Genomic DNA, 20,579 nt, shown 5'->3' on the forward strand with positions numbered 1-20,579 from the left:
AGTCGTGGCACTGATCGACATCGAGGACGTCGAGGGATCCCGGATCCTGACTCTGAACCACCAGAAGCCGACGAACCCGTTCGGCAAGGAGATGGCCAAGGCCTTCACGACCGCCCTGCGCGAAGCCGACGGCGACGACCGGGTGAGCGCGATCGTCGTCCACGGCGGAGTCGACCGGAGCTTCAGCGCGGGCGGGGACTTCAACGAGGTCATGCTGCTGGCGACGGACGAGTCGGTCGACGACCTCATCGACTGGATCACCGAGCTTTACCTGACGGTGCTGGACACCGGCAAACCCACGATCGCGGCGATCGACCGCCACGCCATCGGCCTGGGCTTCCAGCTGGCCATGATGTTCGACTGGAAGATCATGTCCACCCGGGCGAACCTGGCCATGCCGGAGCTCGAGCACGGCATCGGGGCCTCCATGGGCGCCGCCATCCTCTCCACCATCAGCAGCTACGACATCGCCCGCCACGCCCTCATGTCCTGCCGCCCGATCGGTCCCGACACCGCCCTGCGCTGGGGCATGGTCGACGAGTCCTGTGAGCCGGAGTTCCTCCTCGACCGGGCGATGCAGCGGGCGGCGCGGATGGCGCGCTACCCCCACATCGCGTTCTCGGCCACCAAGCACGTGCTCACCGGCCGGCTGCGGGCGAGTCTTGAGCAGACCCGCCAGGACTCGAAGGCCGTGCACCGCCAGTCGTTCGCGGCCAAGGCGATGCACAACCACTTCAGTAACATCCTCGGCAAGAACGCCAAGGCCCCAGTGGGCGCCCTGTCATGACGTTGTGTCAGAGACTGCGCGAAGTCGCCGGGCGGCTGTCCGACGCGACGGCCGTGGTGTCGTACGACGGCACCGCGGTCTCCTACGGCCGGCTCGTCGAGACCACCGACGCCATCGCCCGGCAGTTCCGGACCAGCCCGCCCGGCTCCGTCGTCGGCCTGGCCCTGGACGATCCCGTCACCTTCGTCGCCGCCTACTTCGCCGCCGCCGAACTGCGCTGGGTGATCGTGCTCCTCGACAGCAGGGCCACACCCCGCGAACTGGCCCGCCTCGCGGTCAAGTTCGACCTGGACCTGGTGCTGCGCGACGGCCCCGACGGCACCGGCTCCCTCGTAGGAGTGCCGACCCCACGAGGCCGCGAGAGTGTCCGCAAACGGCTCGCCCCCGCTGCGCAGGCGTCGTCCCACGCGTACCTGCCCACGGACTTCGTCGTGCACTGCACCTCGGGCTCGACCGGTGAGCCGAAGGGCATCGTGATGAGCCAGGCGGCCGTCGGGCAGCGGGTCGACTCCTGGGCAGGCAGCGCCGGCCTGGGCCCCGCGGACGTGGTGCTGTGCGCGCTGCCGCTCTGGCACGGCCACGGAATCGACGTGCTGGCACTGCCCGCCCTGCTGAGCGGGGCCAAGCTCGTCTTCACCCGCGGCGCGCACCTGACCGGCCGCGGTCTGGCACGCGCCGTCGCCGAGCAGGCGGTGACCTTCGTCAGCGGTCTTCCGGTGATGTATCAGATGCTCGTGGCGGCCGACCGGGTCGAGCCCTCGCTGCTCAAGTCCCTGCGGTTCGCCCTCACCGGGAGCGCCCCCATCGCCGCCGGCACCCAGGCGCGCTTCGGCGAGCGGTTCGGCCTGCCGCTGCGCCAGGGCTACGGGCTGGGCGAGATCGGCATCATCACCTTCGACGCCGCCAACGCGGGAGCGGGCACGATCGGTCTGCCGCTCCCAGGGATCGAGTGGCGGCTGACGCCGGCCGACGCGTGCGACGGCAACGAACAGGTCCGCGAACTGTGGGTGCGTGGAACGGCGTTGGCCCGCGGGTACTACCGGGACCCGGCGGCGCAGGCGGCGATGTTCATGGACGGCTGGCTGCGCACCCACGATCTCGTCGTCGCCCGCCCCGAGGGCTGGTTCGTCCGCGGTCGGATGTCCACGTTCATCAACGTCACGGGCAACAAGGTCGCGCCGACGGAAGTCGAGACGGCGCTGCGCGGGTGCGACGGCGTCATCGACTGCGCGGTCGTCGGGGTGCCCGACGGGGAGGGCGGCGAGCAGGTCGCCGCGCTGGTCATGACCGGGCCCGGATGCGATCCGCAGTCGGTCCGCCGACAGGTCGCCTCGCACCTGCTCCCCCACCAGCTTCCCCAGACCTACCGGTTCGCCACCGCGCTGCCGCGGACCCCGGTAGGGAAGACCGACTACGAGGCGGTCAAGCGCTTCGTCCGGAACGAGGAAGCACTCACCGTATGACTTCCCGAACAAGCATCGGCCTCAGCCGCCCGTTCACCGGGCCGGAGCGATCGTCGCGGATCGCCGTGGAGTGGTGCGGCCGGTCGATGACGTACGCGCAGCTGGAGACCGCGGTCACCGCCCTGGCCGAACGGCTCGCCGTCACCGGCGCGGCCGGCGTGGCACGCGCGAGTGTCCTGGTCATGGGTCCGCTGTCGCCCGCGTACGTGGTGGGGCTGCTGGGCGTGTGGCGGGCCGGCGCGGTGCCCGTGCCGGTTGACCGCGGACTGACCGCGGAGCAGTACGCCTGGCTCGAACGGCGCACCTGCCCAGCCGCGGTGATCAGTCACGATGCCACCCCCGCCGACCAGTACCGCGGGGTGACCCGAGCCGTGACCGAGTTCGTTGTCGACTCGGGTACGGGCGCGATCCTTCTCGAATCCGTGCCGCACGCCGCGTGGCGGGCGCGGAGGTTCGAGGACCCGGACGCCGGCTATGTGATCCCCACGTCCGGTTCGACCGGGGAGCCGAAGGCCGTCGTCGGCAGCCGGCGCGGGCTGGACCTCTTCCTGGACTGGTTCCACGACGAGTTCAAGCTCTCCCCCGCGGACCGGTGCGCCGCCCTCACCCGCGTCAACTTCGACCCCTCGCTGCGGGAGGTGCTCGGTGTGCTCGGCGCGGGGGGTGTGCTGTCGCTGCCGCCCGTCGACGCTCAGCTCGACCTGCCGGCACTGGCCGCCCACCTGGCCGACAGTGCCCCGACGACCGTGTTCCTCGTCCCGTCCATCGCGACCCGGCTGGCCGAGGAACCACGCCTGACGGCGGCAGGACTGCCGGGGCTGCGGCTGATCTTCTTCGCCGGAGAGGTCCTCGGCCGAAGGGTGGTCGAGCAGTGGACCGCCCTCGCACCCGACGCCGAGATCGTCAACCTGTACGGCCAGACCGAGGCGACGCTCGCGCAGCTGTACCGGCGTGACGTCCAGCGCCACGACCACGATGACGCGCGGTCCATCCCCGTGGGAGTGCCCCGCGTCGGCGTCGAAACAGCCCTGCGCGACCTGGACGACACCGGAGTCGGAGAGGTGCTCATCACCTCGCGGGCCCCGGCACTGGGCATCCTGGACGCCCCAGCCGGCGACCACCACCGGACGACCGCGTTTCCTGTCCCCCTGCCCACCGGCGATCTCGGCCACCGGGCGGACGACGGCGCCCTGGTGATCGTCGGCCGGAGCGGCAACGACATCAAGTTCGGCGGCCGGCGCGTCTCCTTCCAGCCCCTGATCGACGACATCGAGGCGCTGCCCGGAGTCCGCCGCTGCGTGGTCGTCGAACACGGCGGTCCGCAGCTCTTCCTCGCCACCACGCGAGGCGAGAGTCCCGACGAGGAAACCTTGCGGAGCACGATCCACGGCCTGGGACGCCAGCGGGGGCTGCCGCGGTTCGCCCTGCACCTGCGGGTGGACCTGCCGATGCTGCGCAGCGGAAAGGCCGACCGCCGGGCCCTGCTCGCGTCCCTTGACCCGCTCCCCGTCCCGCCCTCCACCGATTCCACCCCTGGCTCCACCGGGCAGGACGTCGAGCGGCATCTGCGCGCCCTGCTGGACGTCGACGACGACACCTGCGGCCTGGTCGACGCCGGCGTCTCATCGCTGGAGATGCTCGCGGCGATGGCGCGCGTCCACCGCGTCCACGGGGTGCGGCTGACCGTCGCCGAGGCCTTCGCCCTGCGCGATGTTCCGTCCCTGGCCCGCGAGATCGATCGCAGGCGCCGCCCGTCCCTCGCCGGGACAACCGAGGTAGCCGAGACCCCCCGCCCGGCCGCGTCGCCGACGCCGACGCCGACGCCGGACCGTGCTACGCCGCCGGACCGCTGTCCGCTCTCGTCCCGTCAGCTGGCGTACCTGTGGATCTGCATGTCGGACGGCAACGCCGACTGGTGCAACATCTCCCGCGAGATCCCCCTCTCGCGGCGCTTGTCCGAGACGGCGCTCACCGAGGCGCTCCGGTCACTGCTCGCACGACATGACGTGCTGGGGATGGCGCTCACCGCCGACTGGCGCGAACAGACCTGGACCGAGCCGGCCCAACTCGTCTGCCCGGTCCGGGTGGTGGACACCGACGCCGAACCGGATTCCGAGGCGTTCCGCGACACCGTACAAATCACGCGTACCGCGCTGGTGTCCGAACTGATCGACCCCGAGACGGCACCCCCGCTCCGGGCCGTGCTCGTCCAGGGGCGCACCGGAAGCTCGATCCTCCTGGTGGCACACCACCTGTTCGTGGACGGCCTGGGCCTGGACACGCTGGCGGGCGAACTGCGAGCCGTGCTGTCCGGCCGGACCCCGGGCCCCGTCGCGGACCCGGATCACACCGGCTACCGGGCGTTCTGCCGCGCGACGCAGAGAAAGCGGGAACCGGGCGCGGCGGCCGCCTACTGGCGGGACCTGCTGGACGGTGTCACCCAGGTCGAACTGCCCGAAGCGGACGGGCCGGAGGGCCCGCACGGCGAACTGGTCTCGCTGCCCCTGGGCACCGTGTGCACGCGCCAGGTCCACGCGCTCGCCCAGGAGTCGGGCGTCTCCGCGTTCACCGTCGTCCTGGCCGCCTTCGAGCGGGCCGTCGCCGCCACCTTCGGGCTGGACCGTCCACCCGTCGTCGTGATGAGTCAGAACCGCGGCGAGAGCGACGGCGGTGTCGTCGGCAACTTCACCACCAGCCTGATCGTCCGCGGACCGGGAGCACCGTTGCTGCGGGACAACGTCGCCGCCATGGCACGCCGGCTGGCCGACGGCACGACGTACGGCGACTGGGAGTTCGACCAGCGGATCGCCGACCTGGGGCTGGCCGCCACCGACCACTTTCCGCTCTCCACTGTCCTGTTCAACCAGCGGCCGATGCCGCGGAACCTGCGAGCCCGCGACCTCGGCGCGTGGAGCCCGAGGTCCCTGGGCCGCGCGCTGCGCTACCAACTCCAGGGGGAGCTTCAGATGTCCGGGCCGGAGATGGTCATGACGTACTACTACCGCAAGGGAATCTCCGGCACCGACGTGATCGGCGGTGTGCACCGCGCGCTGCTGCGGACGATCCGCACGGGCCGGGAGGCGACCCATGACTGACCAGCTCGGCACGACCACCGTGCGGGCCCCTCGCGCCCCGCACCCACCGGACCTCGTGCTCGGACCGCTCCAGCGCGCCTATCTGGTCGGCGACCAGGACGGGCTCGAACTGCGCGGCCCCGCCCGGTACTACGTCGCCTGCGAGCTGCCGGTGTCCGCGGTGGACTCCGTCCAACAGCGCCTGGACCGCCTGGTACGGGACAACCCGGTCCTTCGCACCGGCGTCGGGGACGACCTGACACCGACGCCGGCCCCCGGGGAGGCGATCGTCCCGGTCACCGTGCTGGAGGCCACCCAGTCCAGCTTCGACGCCCTCGACAGCGGTGTGCGCGAGGAGTTCCGCTCGGACTCCCTCACCTTCGAGGCGTGGCCCCAGCTGCGGGTCACCGTGGTGCGCTCGCCGCGACGGGCGCGCATCCACCTCGTCTACGCCCTCTGGCTCATGGACGCCGCCTCGCTCGCCCGGTTCCTGGAAGGGCTCGCCCACGACACCGACGGCGTCACAACCGACCCCGAGCCGGCCCCGACGGCCGGACGGCGGCGGGAGCGCGACGAACGGTACTGGCGCGAGGTGGCGCCGACCCTGCCGGAGACCGCGGAGGCACCGCTGCGGCCCGACTGGCGGCACGCGGGCCGGGCCGTGACACACCGGATGCTGCACCTCGACTCGCGCACGGCACAGGCGATCACCCGGCAGGCCAACCGGCACGGCCTGACCCTGCCGATGGTCTTCCTCACCGTGTACGGGACCCTCCTCGGCGCCCTGGGCGGCGGCCGCCCGCACACCCTCACCCTTGTCCTCTCCCCGCAGGACCCGCGCACCGGCACCCGGCAGCTCGGCAACCGCGGCATCCCGCTGCCGGTAGGGATGCCGGCCCCCGAGGGCCGCGACTTCGTCTCGCTCGCGCGGGAAGTCCAGGGCAGCGTCCTGGAACTGTCGCTGCACTCCTCGCTCAGCGGCCCCGAGATCGCCCGCCTGGCCGACCCGACAGCCGACCGGCGCCGTCTGCTGCACCCTTTCGCGTTCACCGCGACCGAGACCGACACACCCCGCGAGGCGGCGCACGGTCTGCGGCGGGACTGGGAAACCGTCCAACTGCGCGTGCCGCAGGTCCTGTTGGACCACCAGGTCATCGTGGACGGCGACGGCACCATCCGCCTGGGATTCGACGGGCGCACCGACGCGTTCGACGACGGCTTCCTGGACGACTTCGTCGAGCAGTACGCCCACGCGGTCGACCGGCTGGCGGCCGACGGCACCGACTGGACCAGCCCGGGCAGGCGTACCCTCCCCGCCGCCGACAGCGCGGACCGGAGCAACCGAGACGTGCGCACACTGACCGCCACCGACGCCTCGGACCGAACCCGCCCTGACAGACGCACGCTCACCGCCACCGACGCCTCGGACCGGAGCAGCCCAGACAGGCGCACACTCACCGCCACCGACGCCGCCGGCCCCGCGCGGCCCAAGGGTGCGACGCTCCAGCAGCGGGTCCTGGCAACCGTCGAACGGACGCCCGACGCTTTGGCGGTCCGGGACGGCGAGGGGACCCTGACCTACACGGCTCTGGCCGACGCCGCCGCCGAGGTCGCGCAGCGGCTGGTGGGCGCGGGCGCGCAGGTCGGCGACCACGTCGCGATCCATCTCCCGCGAGGCCGGGGCCAGGTCGTCGCCATCCTCGGCGCGCTGCTCGCCGGCTGCGTGTACATCCCGCTCGACGGGGGCCTGCCCCATGGACGGCTCGACCGGATCACCCGTCAGTCCGGGCTCCGCTTCGCCGTGGTCACGGACGAGCGGAACACCGTCGACGCCTGGCGTCGACGCGACGTACGGACGATCGCCGTACCGACGACGGCCCCCGGGCGAGGGCGACTGCCGGCGCGCGAGGCACCCGACGTGGCCTACGTCATCTTCACGTCCGGATCGACGGGCGAACCCAAGGGTGTGGTCATCCGCCACGACGCGGTGCTCAACACCATCGACGCGGTCAACGACCTGCTGCGACTCGGGCCGTCCGACAGCGTGCTGTCGGTGTCCTCGATCGGCTTCGACCTCTCCGTGTACGACATCTTCGGTCCGCTGCTCGTCGGCGCCGCGGTGGTGATCCCGCCCGAGGACTGCGCGCGTACTCCGTCGGCCTGGACGAGGATCGTCACGGAACACTCGGTGACGATCTGGAACTCGGCTCCGGCACTGGCCGCCCTGCTCGCCGAGGAGGGCGGCGCTCTTCCCTCGATCCGCTCCTACCTGCTCAGCGGAGACTGGATCCCGCTGCACCTGCCCACCGCCCTGGAGCGGCTGTCGGCCGGGGCGGAGGTGATCAGTCTGGGTGGTGCGACCGAGGGCTCGATCTGGTCGATCCACCACCGGATCACCCCGGCCGACCGCACCGGCCGTTCGATCCCGTATGGAAGGCCGCTGGCCGGCCAGGACATCCTGGTACTGAACGCCCAACGCGACGAGTGCCCCGACTGGCACATCGGCGAGATCCACATCGCGGGCCACGGTGTCGCCGACGGATACCTCAACGACCCGCGACGAACCGCACAGGCGTTCGCCGACGACCCGGAACACGGCTGGATCTACCGAACCGGCGACCGCGGCCGCCGCGGCCCGGACGGGGTCGTCGAGATACTCGGCCGCATCGACACCCAGGTCAAGGTGAACGGCTACCGGGTCGAACTGGGTGAGATCGAGGCACTGCTCGACGCCCTGCCCCATGTGCGCCGCAGCGCCGCATGCGTCCCGCAGGACGGCGGCGGTGTCCTCGCCTGCGTCACCCTGTCCGCCGATGCCCCGGCCGACTGGCCCGAACGCGGCATCGCCGCGCTGCGCGACCAACTGCCCGCGTACATGGTCCCCTACGCGCTGGTCGACCTCGATGAGATCCCCCTGACCGCCAACGGGAAGGTCGACCACCGCCGGCTGCGCACCGCGGCGACGCCGCCCCCGGCGCCGACAGCAGCCGCGACGCCGCCCGACCGGGGACCGCACGCCCAGGAGGTCACAGCCTGCTGGACCGAACTGCTGGGTAGGACCCCCGACGGAGCTGAGGGATTCTTCGACTCCGGCGGCAGCTCTCTCGACGCGATCCGACTGCTGTCGATGCTGCGCGGCAGATACGGCTACGACATCCCGTTCGGACGCTTCCTGTCCGACCCGACGGTGACCGGCCTGGCGCAGCTGTGCAGCGCCGGACGCGGGTCGGCGAGCGAGGCGGTGTGGAGCTTCGCCCCACGCCCGGTGGCGCGTCCGCGCGGCAGAGTGATCTTCTTTCCGCCCGTCGGCGGGGGCGTCGCCTGCTACGCCGGCCTGATCCGCGGCCTGCCGGCCGACCTCGACGTCCATGTCCTGGGCTTCGATCGGCCCTTCGACGTGGCCGGCGGCACGCCCCACACCCTGGCCGCCCAGGCGGACCTCTGCCTGAACCACCTGAAGACACGGATCGACGACCCCGACGTGCCGTGCGCCCTGGTCGGCTGGTCGTTCGGCGGCGCGCTCGCCGCGGAGGCCGCGCGGACCGCACCGTACCCCCTCACCAGGGTCGTCCTCCTCGACACTCCCGTGTCGACGGAGGCCCGCCACTGCGAGGGCCGGGAGGTGGTGATGGTGACCGAGTTCGTCGATGACATCCGGCGGGCGGGCGGAGTGGTGATCTCGGCGGAGGCTGTCCGTACCGAGCCTGCACTGCACCGCAGATTCGAGGTGTACCGCCAGAACATTCTGCTGCTGCGCGACTGGCAGCCGAGTCCCGTACCGGTTCCGGTCGTCCAGTTCCGGGCGGGCGAACAGCCGGCCGAACCGAACCCGGACGCCTGGCGGGAATGGGCCCCGAAGCTGCGCACCCTGGCGCTGACCGGCGGGCATTTCGACGTGTTCCAGGAGCGGAACCTACGGCACGTACAGGACGAGATCGAGGACGGGTTGCGGTGAACGAATCAACGGTGCTCAGCACGATCGCCGGCCAACTACGGGTTCAGGGATACGACATCGGCCCCGACGAGTACGACGCGGACCTCATCGGGGCGGGCCTCAACTCGGTGAACATGATCCGGCTGTTGTCACGCCTGGAGGACGAGTTCGACGTCGACTTCCCCGTCGCCCGGCTCTTCACCGAGCCGGTGAGCGTCGCACGCCTGGCCGCTGAGGTCATCTCGCAGTGCCCGGCCGGGAGGTGAAGCGGCCATGAGAACGACCGGAACCTCACCGCTCGTGCAACAGGCCCACAGCATCGCCGAGTTGGCGGGGCAGCGGGCCGAGAAGGCCGAGGCCGCCCGCACGCCGGACCCGGATGTCGTCGACGCGCTCGTCGCCGCCGGGGCCGCGCGTCACTTCGTACCGATATCGCTCGGCGGTTCCGGCGGAACATTCGCGGAACTGAAGCAGGCTGCGGTCGTCATCGGCGCCCGGTGCCCGGCGACCGCCTGGTGCGCGGTCGTGGCCGCACTGATGACCCGCACCGCGAACCACCTTCCGCCCGCGGGCCAGCGGAAGCTCTGGGCGGGCGGCCAGGACACGCTCATCGCGGGCGGCGTGATGCCCAGGGGTGTCGCGGCCGCGGTGGAGGGCGGCTGGTCGCTCTCGGGATCCTGGCCGGCGGTGTCCTCCTCGGAGCGGGCCGACTGGATTCTCCTGTCGGCCACTGTGCGCGCTACGGACGGGCCCGAACAGCGGATCTTCCTCGTGCCCGCCACCGACGCCCGCGTCGACCGCACCTGGGACGCCGTCGGGATGCAGGCGACCGGCAGCCACACGGTGGCGGTGGAGCAGGTCTTCGTCCCGGACACGATGGCGTTCCCCGCCAGCGCCCTCACCGAGCTGGAGACGCCACCAGCAGGCCCCGACGGCCGCGCGGTACCCCTGCCGGCCGTGAACACGTTCCTGTTCGCTCTGCCGATGCTCGGTGCCGCACGCGGCGCACTGCGGTACTGGAAGGAGCTGACCGGGGCGAGACTGCAAGGGCGCCCCGGTGCGTACGACCCGGTGCTCGCACACTACGCCGACGTCTTCGCACGCAGTTCCAGCGAGATCGACGCGGCCGAACTGCTCCTGGACCGCATCGCCCACGTCATCGACACCGCTTCGGCCGTCACCCGCGCGGACGTTGCGCGCAACCAGCGGGACTGCGCCTTCGCGGCCGAACTGCTGCTCCGCGCGGTGGACCGACTCATGGGGGCTTCCGGTACCAGCGGGCACAGCACGGGCTCCGCTCTGCAACGACTGTGGCGCGACATCCACACCGCGGGCTCGCACGCGACGCTCCAGTTCGGCCCGGCGGCCGCCCAGTACACCCGAACGGAACTGACGTACACCAACTAGGGCTTGCCGCAACACATCTGATGTGCAGTCACCAATCACTAGTCAGCAGAAGAGACAGAACCCATGGATGTCACCACTGACATGCGAGACTCGGCCGCCGACGCCCGCTGCGGCCGCAGCGCGTCCACAACGTACCTGGAGAAACTGGAGCGCCACGGCTTCGTCGTCCTGGAACCCGAAGGCCCGGATCCGATGTCCCTGGAGGACATCATGGCCCCGCTCGGCGAGGCGGCGTCCTACGGTTTTGGAACGCAACTCATCCAGAAGCAGCGGCCCGGAACCGACAACTCGCAGTTCCGCACCGGCGCCATACCGATGCACACGGACGCCCTCCTGAACGCCAACAGGGTCAGCTACATCGGCCTGGAGTGCCTCGAAGCGCCGGACGAGGGCGGCCAGACGCTGATCGCCGGCAGCCGCGCGTTCTTCGCGACGGCTCCCGCCGCCCTGGTGGACACGCTGCGCGGCATCCGGATCGAGTACTGGTCCAGGGTCTCGGGCTTCTACGTGGAACGACCCGACGGCAACCCGGTCGTGCCGCCGGTGCAGCAGGACCCGGTCACCGGCGGCGACGCACTCTGGGTCGGACTCGACTATCCCGAGGACCCCGAGCGCAACTACGGCGCGGCGGTGGTCGGTTACACCAGGACGCAGAGCCTCGAGCTCTTCGCCGCGCTCGACCGGTCGCTGAACCGGCCCGAGGTGACGTACGCGCACCGGTGGCGGCCCGGCCAGGTCCTGGTCATGGACAACCGGCGCGTCCTGCACGCACGCACCGCCTATGCCCCCGAATGCCCACGCAAACTGCGCCGCATCTCGGTCAGCTGACCTACCAGGCCTCGCCCGGCGCATTGTGTCGGACGAAGGCAAAGGTCAGCCGGCACCTGTCACCCCGGTGAGGATTTCAGTCGGGGTGAAACTCCACCCGCCGAAACACGGCCCGCTCGAGTTGACCCCGACCACAGTCGGAAGCGTGTGAAGACGATGTTGCAGCGGCTCAGGAGATCGACTGTCGACCCCGCTCGCACTGAATGCGCATGACTCATCACGATGAGTTCCCGCTTTTGCCTTGCGAGAGCTGAGCCGTGGTGGCAGGCGGCCGTCGGCCTGCACAGCGCCGGAGGGAGGCGCATCCTGAATGATGAAGGACGACGAGTTACGTGTTGCGTCGACGATGCCGCGCCTCTCGCGTTACGTGTTGCGCCGACGATGCCGCGCCTCCCTGAAGAGGCAGCAGCGCGCTCGCCCCGCTGGGCCCGGCAATTATGCGGCATGCGTACCGGGCAAGAGGCGCGCTGCGCTCGGGGGGACACCGATTCTCTCAACCAGGAATAGGGCGGCTGCAATGACAACCTACAAGGTCATCGAGGTCATCCCTGACGGTTCACTGCGGTCGGCCGAACGGGAACTGGCCGAGCCCACTGCGGGACAGGTGCGCATCCGGGTGGAGGCGTGCGGGGTCTGTCACAGCGACAGCTTCACCGTGCAGCCGCACGACCCCGCGCAGGGCTCTCCGGTTCCAGGGCACGAAATCGTGGGGGTCATCGACGCGCTGGGGCCCGGGGTGGAGGGCTGGTCGATCGGGCAACGCGTCGGGGTCGGGTTCCTTGGGGGGCACTGTGGTGTGTGCCAGTCGTGCCGGATGGGGAATTTCGTCGCATGCACCAACCAGCCGCAGACCGGCGCGGGTGTCGACGGTGGTTACGCGGAAGTCGTCTACGCGAGGGCGACCGGTCTGGTCGCGATTCCGGACGAACTGCCGTCCGCTGAGGCCGCGCCGCTCCTGTGCGCGGGGTTCACGACGTTCAACGCGCTCCTCAAGGCAGACACCAAGGCCGGCGACCTCGTGGGTATCCAGGGCATCGGAGGCCTTGGGCACCTGGGTATCCAATACGCGGCCAAGATGGGCCTTCAGGTCGTCGCAATTGCACGCGGCGCCGCAAAGGAGAAGCTGGCCAGCCAGCTCGGCGCGCAGCATTACATCGATTCGAGTGAGACCGATCCCGGCGAGGAACTCAACAAGCTCGGCGGGGCACAGGTCGTCATCGCAACGGCCGCCGCGGGCGACATCTCACCCCTCCTCAACGGTCTTGCCAGCGGTGGACGACTCGTGGTCGTGGGAGCGTCCGACCAACCGGTCAAGGTCACGCCGATACAGCTCGTATTCGGCGACGTCCGGATCATGGGGTCCCTCACCGGAAGCGCCGTCCAGAACGAGAACAACCTCCGATTCGCCACGGACCAAGGAGTCCGGGCGATGATCGAGACCCGGCCGCTGAGCGAGGCGGCCGAGGCGTACGAGCGGATGTTCAGCGGAGACGCCCGCTTCCGCATGGTGCTCACCATGTGACCGCACGGTCTATCAGATCCCTTGATCGGTGACGTTGCGTGGAGGGCGCACGGAGCAGGCTCCAGTGTCAGTGGCGGGTGACAAACTGCGGCTATGACCGAAACTGCGAAGGGCCCTGCCAGCTACTTTCCGTCGATCGAGAAGAAGTACGGCCGACCGATAGCCGAGTGGAAGGACCTCATCCGCAGGTCGCCGCTGACCAAGCACATGGAGCTGGTCGGCTGGCTCATGGCGGAGCACGGTCTGGGACACGGCCACGCCAATGCCCTCGTTGCCCACACCCTCGCGGAGACGAACGGACGATAGAAACAGCTCTCGTTGCGGCTGTTGCCGCAGTTCTTCCCCGTCGGACGGTCGGTGATCTCGCCCCCCAGCACTCACGCAGTGCGGACCGATTCGAGCTCGCGCAGGACGTGGGCGGGGCGGCCGACGCCGACTCAGCGCCTGGCCTCAGTGTGAGCGACGGTGTCGTTCATGCGCTCGTCGTAGCCGGTGGTGGGGTTCACGACGCGGCCGGCGGCCCACCAGTTCTCGTTGGCTGTTTCGATGATCGTCATCAAGATGTCCTCTTCAGGGACGTCGGCGAACAGCCGGAGGTTGTTGACGATCCCCTGGAACAGTTCGGCCTTCTGCTCGGCGGTGCGGTGGTTGAACGACATCTGGATGAACATGGCGCGCTCGCTCCGGCGCAGGCCGAACACGACCGGCTGCATATGGAAGTTGTCGGGCGAGACCTCGTGGAAGACATGGAACTGGTCGTCCTGGGGGACCTTCAGCACGTCGACCATGGCCTTGTGAATGCCCAGGGACACATTCCGGCGGTGCTCCGGGCTGGTCCCCTGGCGCAGGTAGATGTTGATCAGAGGCATGATTTTTGGCCTTCCTTTTTCGTTCCCGGTTCTTTTCGGTGTTGACCGCCAGTGACGCCTGGCCCGTCGTCACTCAGGAGGCAGACGCCTCGGTGTGTTCAGGGGACGGAGCCGGTACCTGGAAACAGGCCAGCAGGGCCGAGGTGTTGAGGTACTGACCGACGAGGTTGACCAAGGCGATGAGAGTGTTCGTGCCGAACGCCGCTACTGCCTCGGCGTAGAGGCCGTCCGGCACGCGATGGTCGCGGACCAGCGCGACGGCCAGACGGTAGGCGAGATCGGCGTCGGGGCGCAGACCGCTGGGAGCCTCACCATGGAGCAGAGATGCGATGGCCGGGCCGGGCAGGCCGGCCTTCTCGGCGGCTGCGGTGTGGGCGTACAGCGCGTACTCGGCCCGCCAGTGCGCGGCCACGGTGAGGATGACCACCTCTCGTACATCCGCCGGAATGCCCGCCCGGGTCAGCGCCTGGGCCCACTCCAGCAGAGGCCGGGCGATGTGCGGAGTGTGCAGCAGGACGTTGAACGGGCCGATGAACCGCCCGTCGGGCAGGGCGACCGTGTAGCCCGCCTCTTCCGCGCCGCGTACCCGCGTGGCCCGCAGGCCGTCGCGCAGCGCGCATTGTGCTTCATCGAGGGCGTCAGGAGGAAGCAGGGGCAACCGGCCGCCCAGTCCTGAACTTCCTTTGGTGGGGCGCTCGTTCATGCCCTCCACGCTAGGAACGCGGAGGGCATTCCGCCAGCGAATGTTCGGCACAATGGATATGCCGATTACTCATGGATACCTCGTGGAGACGTGATGGAGATGACGCTGGTCGGGCTGCGGGTGCTGCGCGAGGTTGCGGAGCGGGGGACGTTCACGGCCGCGGCAGACGCGCTCGGGTACACGCAGTCGGCCGTCTCCCGGCAGATGGCCGCGTTGGAACAGGCGACCGGCGTCCGGCTCTTCGACCGCCATGCCGGCGGTGTCCGGCTGACCGGATCAGGCCGTGCGCTACTGCGGAACGCCGTCGTCGCCCTGGACGCCCTGGAGGCTGCCGACCGGGAGTTGCGCGGAGCGGAGGAGGTCGAGAGGGGCCGCGTCCGGCTCGGCTTCTTCCCCACCGCCGGAGCGGTGATCGTGCCCCAGGCCCTGGCGACGCTGCGCCATGAGCACCCGCGCCTACAGGTGACGACGCGTGAGGGGACCACTCCCTCGCTGGTACGCGCGCTGCGCGCCGGCACCCTGGATCTCGCGCTCCTCTCCTCCAGGCCACCGCACCGCTCCCCCGACACGGACGATCCGCCCCTGAGTGTCGAGCCGCTGCTGGAAGTGCACTTGGCCGTGGCGGTGCCGGAAGGCAGCCCATTCGCCGAACGGGGCAGCGTCAGCGTCGAGGAGATCGCGCGCGAGCCGTGGATCGCCAGTCCCGGCACCGCGAACGAGCCCCTGCTCGGCGTCTGGCCCGGTCTGCCCGGGCGGCCCACGGTTCGTCACGTCGCCCGCGACTGGCTGACCAAGCTCCACCTGGTCGCGGCCGGCGCCGGCATCACCACGGCCACGCCGACGCTGCTGCCCGTCGTCCCGCCAGGCGTACGCTTCGTGCCCGTCGAAGGGGTCGCGGAAGAGGTACGACGCGTCAGTCTGGTGCGCGTGCCGGGTCCCCTCACGGCACCCGCGCAGGCACTGGCACACGCCCTGCGCCGGCAAGCCGCCGACCGAGCGGCCGTCGGCTGACAGGGCCGACCGCTGCTGCTGAGGCCGCCGCCAGGCGGGCCACCTCGGCTTCCGCCGTTGCCCGGCGCGAGGCACGCCGGCACCAGCGTCGGCGGCCGAGCACGTCGGAGAGGCGCTGGGGCGGATCGCAGCCCACGTGGCGCCGCAGCTCACTTGAAACGCGCTGCACGCACGTGTCCCGCCTCACTATCGAGGCCGCCGGGCAACCCTTCCGGCGCTGAAATCTTCTCCTTGAGATGAAGATCCTGAAGAGGCGGCCTCGCCTGCTCATACTCCTGACCCTGGCCGTGGTGGCGGCCGTGACGGTGACCGTCGGCATGGTCATCCAGGCGAACAAGATGGAGACGCACTCCCCGCGCGAGGTACGTGACCGGACCGCGTCTGGGGCACGCTTACCGTCGGGGCAGGCGGACTGCCGCAAGGACAAGTGCATCGCGCTCACCTTCGACGGTAACCCGGGCGAACCCACCGACCGGCTGATGGACCTCCTGAAGGAGTACAAGGCGCCGTCGACGTTCTTCCTCGAGGGCCGGCGCATCCACGAGTTCCCGGATGTGGTGCGGCGGATCGCCAAGGACGGCCACGAGATCGGGGACCACACCTGGACGCACGCGGTGCTGACCGATGTCTCTGATGCGCAGATCCGCGACGAGCTGCGCCGCACGGCACGGGCCATCTCTGGCATCACTGGCAGCGAGCCGACGCTGATGCGCCCGCCCCAGGGCCGCACCGACGACCGCGTCTCCAGGGTGTCGAAAGAACTGGGGATGGCGCAGGTGCTGTGGACGGTGACCGCGAAGGACTACGAGACGGACGACACCGCGCTGATCACCGAGCGCGTGCTCGACGGCGCCGGCCGCGACGGGATCATCCTGCTCCACCCGCTGCACAAGGGCACCGTGCCGGCCATGCCTTCCATCCTGAAGGCGCTCAGCAAGCAGGGCTACACCTTCGTGACCGTCTCCCAACTGCTCGCTCCGGCCAAGGCCGAGCCCGGCAAGATCTACAAGTGACTGACGACGCGCGAGCGTCCGCCTCTTGGGCCCCTCGCCACCACGGAAGAGGCTGCCACCGGTTCCGCCGTACTCCGGTGACTCGTTCGGCATCCCATTCCAGCGAACTCCCTTGATCTCGTGGACAGTAGGCGGCTCAGGCATCCAGGGCCCACAGTTCCGGCGAATCGCTCCATGGCAGACGATCACCTGCCAGCGATCACGCCACCGACCAGCACGAGCACCACCGCGATCGGCCACACCAGCCCTGTGACCAGCGACTTCAGGATGAAACGATCTCAATGTACGCGGACGATGTCGGACCGGTCGGAAGTTGGACGCCGTGCTCAGGCGGAGGGCTGGGCGGTATTGCCGATGGCCTCTGGCGGCATGCCACCCCACTGGGGCGAGGGGGATGGAGCGGGTGTGGTGATGGGTTCCCCCTTGGCCCAGTCGCGGTACTTCACGGAGAAGGGATCGGAGGCGAACCGGGACGGGTTGTCCGATGTGCCGTGGCGGAGAGGGATGGTCATCTCCAGCGACACAGGCTGGTAATTGGCGCTGGTGATGAGGGTGAAGGTGAGTCCTTCGCCTGGGCTCGCCTTGGCGTAGGGGCGGTAGAAGAAGGCTCCGGTCGGGTCGGATGCCAGGGTCGCGAGGGAGACTCGGCCAGTGATCACCCGCCCGGTATGATCAGTGTCGCGGTAGTGATCGGCGTGCACGATCAACGCTGCGAGGTGTTCCGGCGATGCCAGCCACCGAGTCTGCAGGGCGTTGCTGACGTCGAGGTTGTCCGTCGCGGCGCCGGCATTGCCGATGTCGGTGGTCGGCCCGTAGGTGGCATTGCGGATGTCGAGAGAGCTGTCGGGGGTCACCCAGGCGTGGTTTCCGATCACCACGACGTCCGGGGGAAACCAGGGGTCTTCGCCGGGCTCGTAAAGGACATGGGTCGCGGCGGCCTTGGTACCGCCGGAGGACATGTCGATGCGGCCTTGACCATGGAATTCGGCGGGATCGCTCAGATTGCGTGCGTCGATGTCGAAGGCGGTCACGGACCGCTTGACCATGGCGTCGGTGACGGCGCGTGCGTCCTGCTGCTGAGGGGTCAGGGTTGGCGAGGCGGTTGTTCCACCAGCGCCCGGAGCCGGTGGCGTTGGCGAGGAAGAACTGCCCTGCGCATCAGGAGCGCCCGGCGCGCATCCGGCCGCTGTGATGGCTACGGCCGCAAGGCCGATCCACAACCCTCGTGTACGCACGCGGTTCCCCCGTTGTCCCATGCTCCAACCGCCTGCCTGCGGACGGGCAATGGCGTCGATGTGCGGTCGGGGTGTGAATCTATAGCCCACATCCCCTGTCGGGGTAGGTATAGCTAAATATGCGTCGCGACATGGGCGAAATTGAACTTATCTCTCCGGATTCATCGCTCGGCCACCCCGAACTCTCCTGATCCAGACGGGTGTCACTGTCCTCCGGCCCGCGGAGCCGAGGGACGCACACCGCCGGAATCGCCTGGGTCAAGGCGACCGGGCAAGGCGTGCGTCCCTGGTCCGCTGTATGTCAGCTCTTGGGCATGAGGACGGTGTCGATGATGTAGACGTTGGCGTTGGCGGTCTTGACGTTGCCGCAGACAACCTTGGCGGAGTCGTTGACCGTGTAGGACTCGCCCGAGCCGGAGGTCATCAGCTTCGACTTCTCCAGCGTGTCGAAGGAGCCGTTCTCCAGGTCCTTCGGGGTGAGCTTCTGGCCGACGACGTGGTAGGTGAGGATCTTCGTCAGCTGCGCCTTGTCGTTGAGGACCTTGTCCAGGGTGGCCTTCGGGATCTTCGCGAAGGCGTCGTTGGTCGGCGCGAACACGGTGATGTTCTGCGCGTTGTTGAGGGTGTCGACCAGGCCCGCCTTCTTCACCGCCGCCACGAGGGTGGAGAGGGCCGGGTTGTTGGAGGCGGCGGTGGCAACCGGGTCCTTGGCCATGCCGTCGAAGGAGCCGGAGCCGTTCTTCGGCACGGAGGAACAGGCCGGACCGAACGGCCGGTCCATGCTGCTCGCGCTGCTGCCCGCCCCCATGTCGTCACTGCTGCTCGCCGCCGGAGCCGCTGCCTTGCTCGACGAGTCGGAGTTGGCCGAGTCGCTGCTGCCGTTGGAGCAGGCGGCCAGGGCCAGGGGCAGTACGGCGGCGACGGTGAGAAGGCCGGCGGTGCGACGCGTACGGGTGTTCATCATGTTCTCCTGTTGGAAGGTGCAGCGGGTGCGCTGCGTTCGGGGTGTTACGGGAAAGCGGTCCGGAAAGGGCACGGGGCCCGGTGGTCAGTCGACGGTCACGGCGACGGAGTGCCGCCCGCTGGCGCCGTCGGGGATGGTGCGGGTGCGCCGGTCGGTCTGGACGGTGCCGGTCCGGTCGGTGGCACGCACGGTGAGGGTGTGGCTGCCTCTGGTGGCCTGCCAGGGAATCGACCACTGGCGCCATGTGTCGCGGGTGTCCTCGGCTGCCAACTGGGCTTTCTGCCAAGGACCGTCGTCGACACTGACCTCGACGCTGTCGATGCCCCGGTGCTGGGCCCAGGCGACCCCGGCGATCATCACCGAACCGGCCTTGGGCCGCGCGAACGGCTTGGGAGTGTCGATACGCGACTCGGTCTTGATCGGGGCCTTGCGGGCCCAGCCGCGCTTGACCCAGTAGGGGTCGTAGGAGTCGAAGGTGGTCAGCTCGATGTCCTCGATCCACTTGCAGGCCGAGACGAAGCCGTACAGGCCGGGGACCACCATCCGCACCGGAAAGCCGTGTTCGAAGGGAAGCGGCTCGCCGTTCATGCCGAGAGCGAGCATGGCGTCGCGGCCGTCCATGAGGTCCTCGACCGGGCTGCCGATCGTCATGCCGTCCACCGAGCGGGACACCAACTGGTCCGCCGGGCCTCCCCGGGAGGGAGGCTTCACCCCGCACTCGGCCAGAAGGTCGGCCAGCCGCACGCCGATCCAGCGGGCGTTGCCCACATAGGGACCGCCGACCTCGTTGGAGACGCAGGTCAGGGTGATGTCCCGCTCGATCAGCTCCCTGCGCAGCAGGTCGTCGAAGGAGTAGGCGGCCGGGCGGCGTACACCCTTGCCGTGGATCCGTAGCCGCCAGGTGGTGGCGTCCACCTTGGGCACCACCAGCGCGGTGTCCACCCGGTAGAAATCCTTGTTCGGGGTGACGAAGGGGCTGATGTCGGCGACACGCAGTGCGGCCCTCTTGGGAACCGGCCGCGCCGGTGACGCGGGCCTCGGCAGCACGACGTTCTTGCGTGAGGCGATCGCGTCCTTGCCACGCGAGGCGTTCAGCGACCGGCCGACCGCGCCCACCACGACAGAGGCCGCGGCGGCGGATGCGGCGGCCAGGACGAATCCCCGCCGGTCCCACCCTTCGGGCGCGGGCGCATCGTCTCCCGCTTGCCCGGTCACGGCCCCGCCAGCCGGCGCCGGTGGCCGACTCACCGCGGTCAGGCGGCTCACCAGTACGTACAGAAGCAGAGCCCCGGCAATGGTTCCCACGACGGAGGGCAGTGCGTCGGTGAGGCTGGTGGAGTCGGGGCGGCTGACGGCAGCCGCCGCCCCGACGACCCCGAAGAGAAGGACCCCGGCGGCTCCGACCCGCCTAAAGCGCACCGCCAGCACACCCAGCGCCAGAGCGAGCACGGACAGCACGGCGAGGATGCCGAGTTGCAGTACGAGCTTGTCGTTGGTGCCGAAGTGGCGGATCGCCCAGTCCTTGACCGGAGCGGGCGTCGCGTCGATGGACGCGCCGCCCACCGCGATGACCGGACTGGACTGCGGACGCACCGCCGCGGCGACCAGTTCGGCCACCGCCAGCGCTGCGAAACCGGCCAGCGCCCCACTCAGTGCGCCCAGCGCCAGACGCGACCAATTCGGCCGCGCTCTCTGGTCCTTCTCCTCGTCCCTCACGCTGGGAATCCGGTTCCGGGCACCGCGCGGATTGGTCCCGGACCTGATCGAGT

At 69.9% G+C, this 20,579-nt stretch carries 16 protein-coding genes; 11 read left to right on the forward strand and 5 right to left on the reverse strand.

The annotated features are described in order from the left end of the window. The first annotated feature begins 4 nt into the window (after nt 1–4). The 9 genes from ABZV42_RS32945 (at nt 5) to ABZV42_RS32985 (ending at nt 13,321) form a co-directional block, all read left to right on the forward strand. Complete coding sequence (locus tag ABZV42_RS32945; protein ID WP_356055079.1) at nt 5–787, forward strand: enoyl-CoA hydratase/isomerase family protein; 783 nt, start codon at nt 5–7, stop codon at nt 785–787. Continuing rightward, nucleotides 784–2,250 carry a class I adenylate-forming enzyme family protein gene (locus ABZV42_RS32950; RefSeq protein ID WP_356055081.1) on the forward strand — a complete coding sequence of 489 codons (1,467 nt, stop codon included), beginning with the start codon at nt 784–786 and terminating at the stop codon, nt 2,248–2,250. The genes ABZV42_RS32945 and ABZV42_RS32950 overlap by 4 nt, the downstream gene beginning before the upstream one ends. Further along, nucleotides 2,247–5,345, forward strand: coding sequence for an AMP-binding protein (locus tag ABZV42_RS32955; protein ID WP_356055083.1), 3,099 nt, complete (start codon nt 2,247–2,249; stop codon nt 5,343–5,345). The genes ABZV42_RS32950 and ABZV42_RS32955 overlap by 4 nt, the downstream gene beginning before the upstream one ends. Continuing rightward, nucleotides 5,338–9,279 (forward strand): amino acid adenylation domain-containing protein, encoded by a 3,942-nt coding sequence (locus ABZV42_RS32960; RefSeq protein WP_356055085.1) that lies wholly within the window; start codon nt 5,338–5,340, stop codon nt 9,277–9,279. Before ABZV42_RS32955 ends, ABZV42_RS32960 begins: the two co-directional genes overlap by 8 nt. Further along, a complete protein-coding gene (locus ABZV42_RS32965; RefSeq protein WP_355986164.1) occupies nt 9,276–9,524 on the forward strand; it encodes an acyl carrier protein in 249 nt (82 codons plus the stop codon). Before ABZV42_RS32960 ends, ABZV42_RS32965 begins: the two co-directional genes overlap by 4 nt. Before the next feature lie 7 nt (nt 9,525–9,531). Further along, complete coding sequence (locus ABZV42_RS32970) at nt 9,532–10,665, forward strand: acyl-CoA dehydrogenase family protein (RefSeq protein ID WP_356055087.1); 1,134 nt, start codon at nt 9,532–9,534, stop codon at nt 10,663–10,665. 63 nt (nt 10,666–10,728) lie between these two features. Next, on the forward strand, nt 10,729–11,493 hold the full coding sequence (locus ABZV42_RS32975) for a TauD/TfdA family dioxygenase (RefSeq protein WP_356055089.1): 765 nt from the start codon (nt 10,729–10,731) through the stop codon (nt 11,491–11,493). Nucleotides 11,494–11,803: 310 nt separating this feature from the next. After that, nucleotides 11,804–13,015, forward strand: a complete 1,212-nt coding sequence (locus ABZV42_RS32980) for an alcohol dehydrogenase catalytic domain-containing protein (RefSeq protein WP_356055091.1) — start codon at nt 11,804–11,806, stop codon at nt 13,013–13,015. A gap of 93 nt (nt 13,016–13,108) precedes the next feature. Further along, nucleotides 13,109–13,321 carry a DUF4287 domain-containing protein gene (locus tag ABZV42_RS32985; protein WP_356055093.1) on the forward strand — a complete coding sequence of 71 codons (213 nt, stop codon included), beginning with the start codon at nt 13,109–13,111 and terminating at the stop codon, nt 13,319–13,321. A gap of 131 nt (nt 13,322–13,452) precedes the next feature. On the opposite strand, the gene ABZV42_RS32990 is transcribed toward ABZV42_RS32985, so the two are convergent. Continuing rightward, entirely contained in the window at nt 13,453–13,884 is a 432-nt protein-coding gene (locus tag ABZV42_RS32990; protein ID WP_355986151.1) for a tautomerase family protein, read from the reverse strand. Between the two features lie 73 nt (nt 13,885–13,957). Continuing rightward, on the reverse strand, nt 13,958–14,587 hold the full coding sequence (locus ABZV42_RS32995) for a carboxymuconolactone decarboxylase family protein (RefSeq protein ID WP_356055095.1): 630 nt from the start codon (nt 14,585–14,587) through the stop codon (nt 13,958–13,960). 93 nt (nt 14,588–14,680) lie between these two features. Between ABZV42_RS32995 and ABZV42_RS33000 the strand changes: the two genes are divergently transcribed. Together ABZV42_RS33000 and ABZV42_RS33005 are read left to right on the forward strand one after the other, a co-directional pair. Beyond that, nucleotides 14,681–15,598, forward strand: coding sequence for a LysR family transcriptional regulator (locus tag ABZV42_RS33000; protein ID WP_355986146.1), 918 nt, complete (start codon nt 14,681–14,683; stop codon nt 15,596–15,598). A gap of 236 nt (nt 15,599–15,834) precedes the next feature. Beyond that, complete coding sequence (locus tag ABZV42_RS33005) at nt 15,835–16,611, forward strand: polysaccharide deacetylase family protein (RefSeq protein WP_355986144.1); 777 nt, start codon at nt 15,835–15,837, stop codon at nt 16,609–16,611. Nucleotides 16,612–16,937: 326 nt separating this feature from the next. Here ABZV42_RS33005 and ABZV42_RS33010 read toward each other — a convergent pair whose 3' ends face one another. From ABZV42_RS33010 to ABZV42_RS33020, 3 genes are all read right to left on the reverse strand, one after another. Beyond that, nucleotides 16,938–17,642 carry a hypothetical protein gene (locus ABZV42_RS33010; RefSeq protein WP_356055097.1) on the reverse strand — a complete coding sequence of 235 codons (705 nt, stop codon included), beginning with the start codon at nt 17,640–17,642 and terminating at the stop codon, nt 16,938–16,940. Between the two features lie 505 nt (nt 17,643–18,147). After that, nucleotides 18,148–18,807, reverse strand: a complete 660-nt coding sequence (locus tag ABZV42_RS33015; protein ID WP_356055099.1) for a fasciclin domain-containing protein — start codon at nt 18,805–18,807, stop codon at nt 18,148–18,150. A gap of 87 nt (nt 18,808–18,894) precedes the next feature. After that, complete coding sequence (locus tag ABZV42_RS33020; protein ID WP_355986137.1) at nt 18,895–20,526, reverse strand: sulfite oxidase; 1,632 nt, start codon at nt 20,524–20,526, stop codon at nt 18,895–18,897. Between the last annotated feature and the right edge of the window lie 53 nt (nt 20,527–20,579).

Origin of the sequence: Streptomyces sp. NPDC005281 (assembly GCF_040607495.1) — a bacterium.
Taxonomy (GTDB): Bacteria; Actinomycetota; Actinomycetes; order Streptomycetales; family Streptomycetaceae; genus Streptomyces.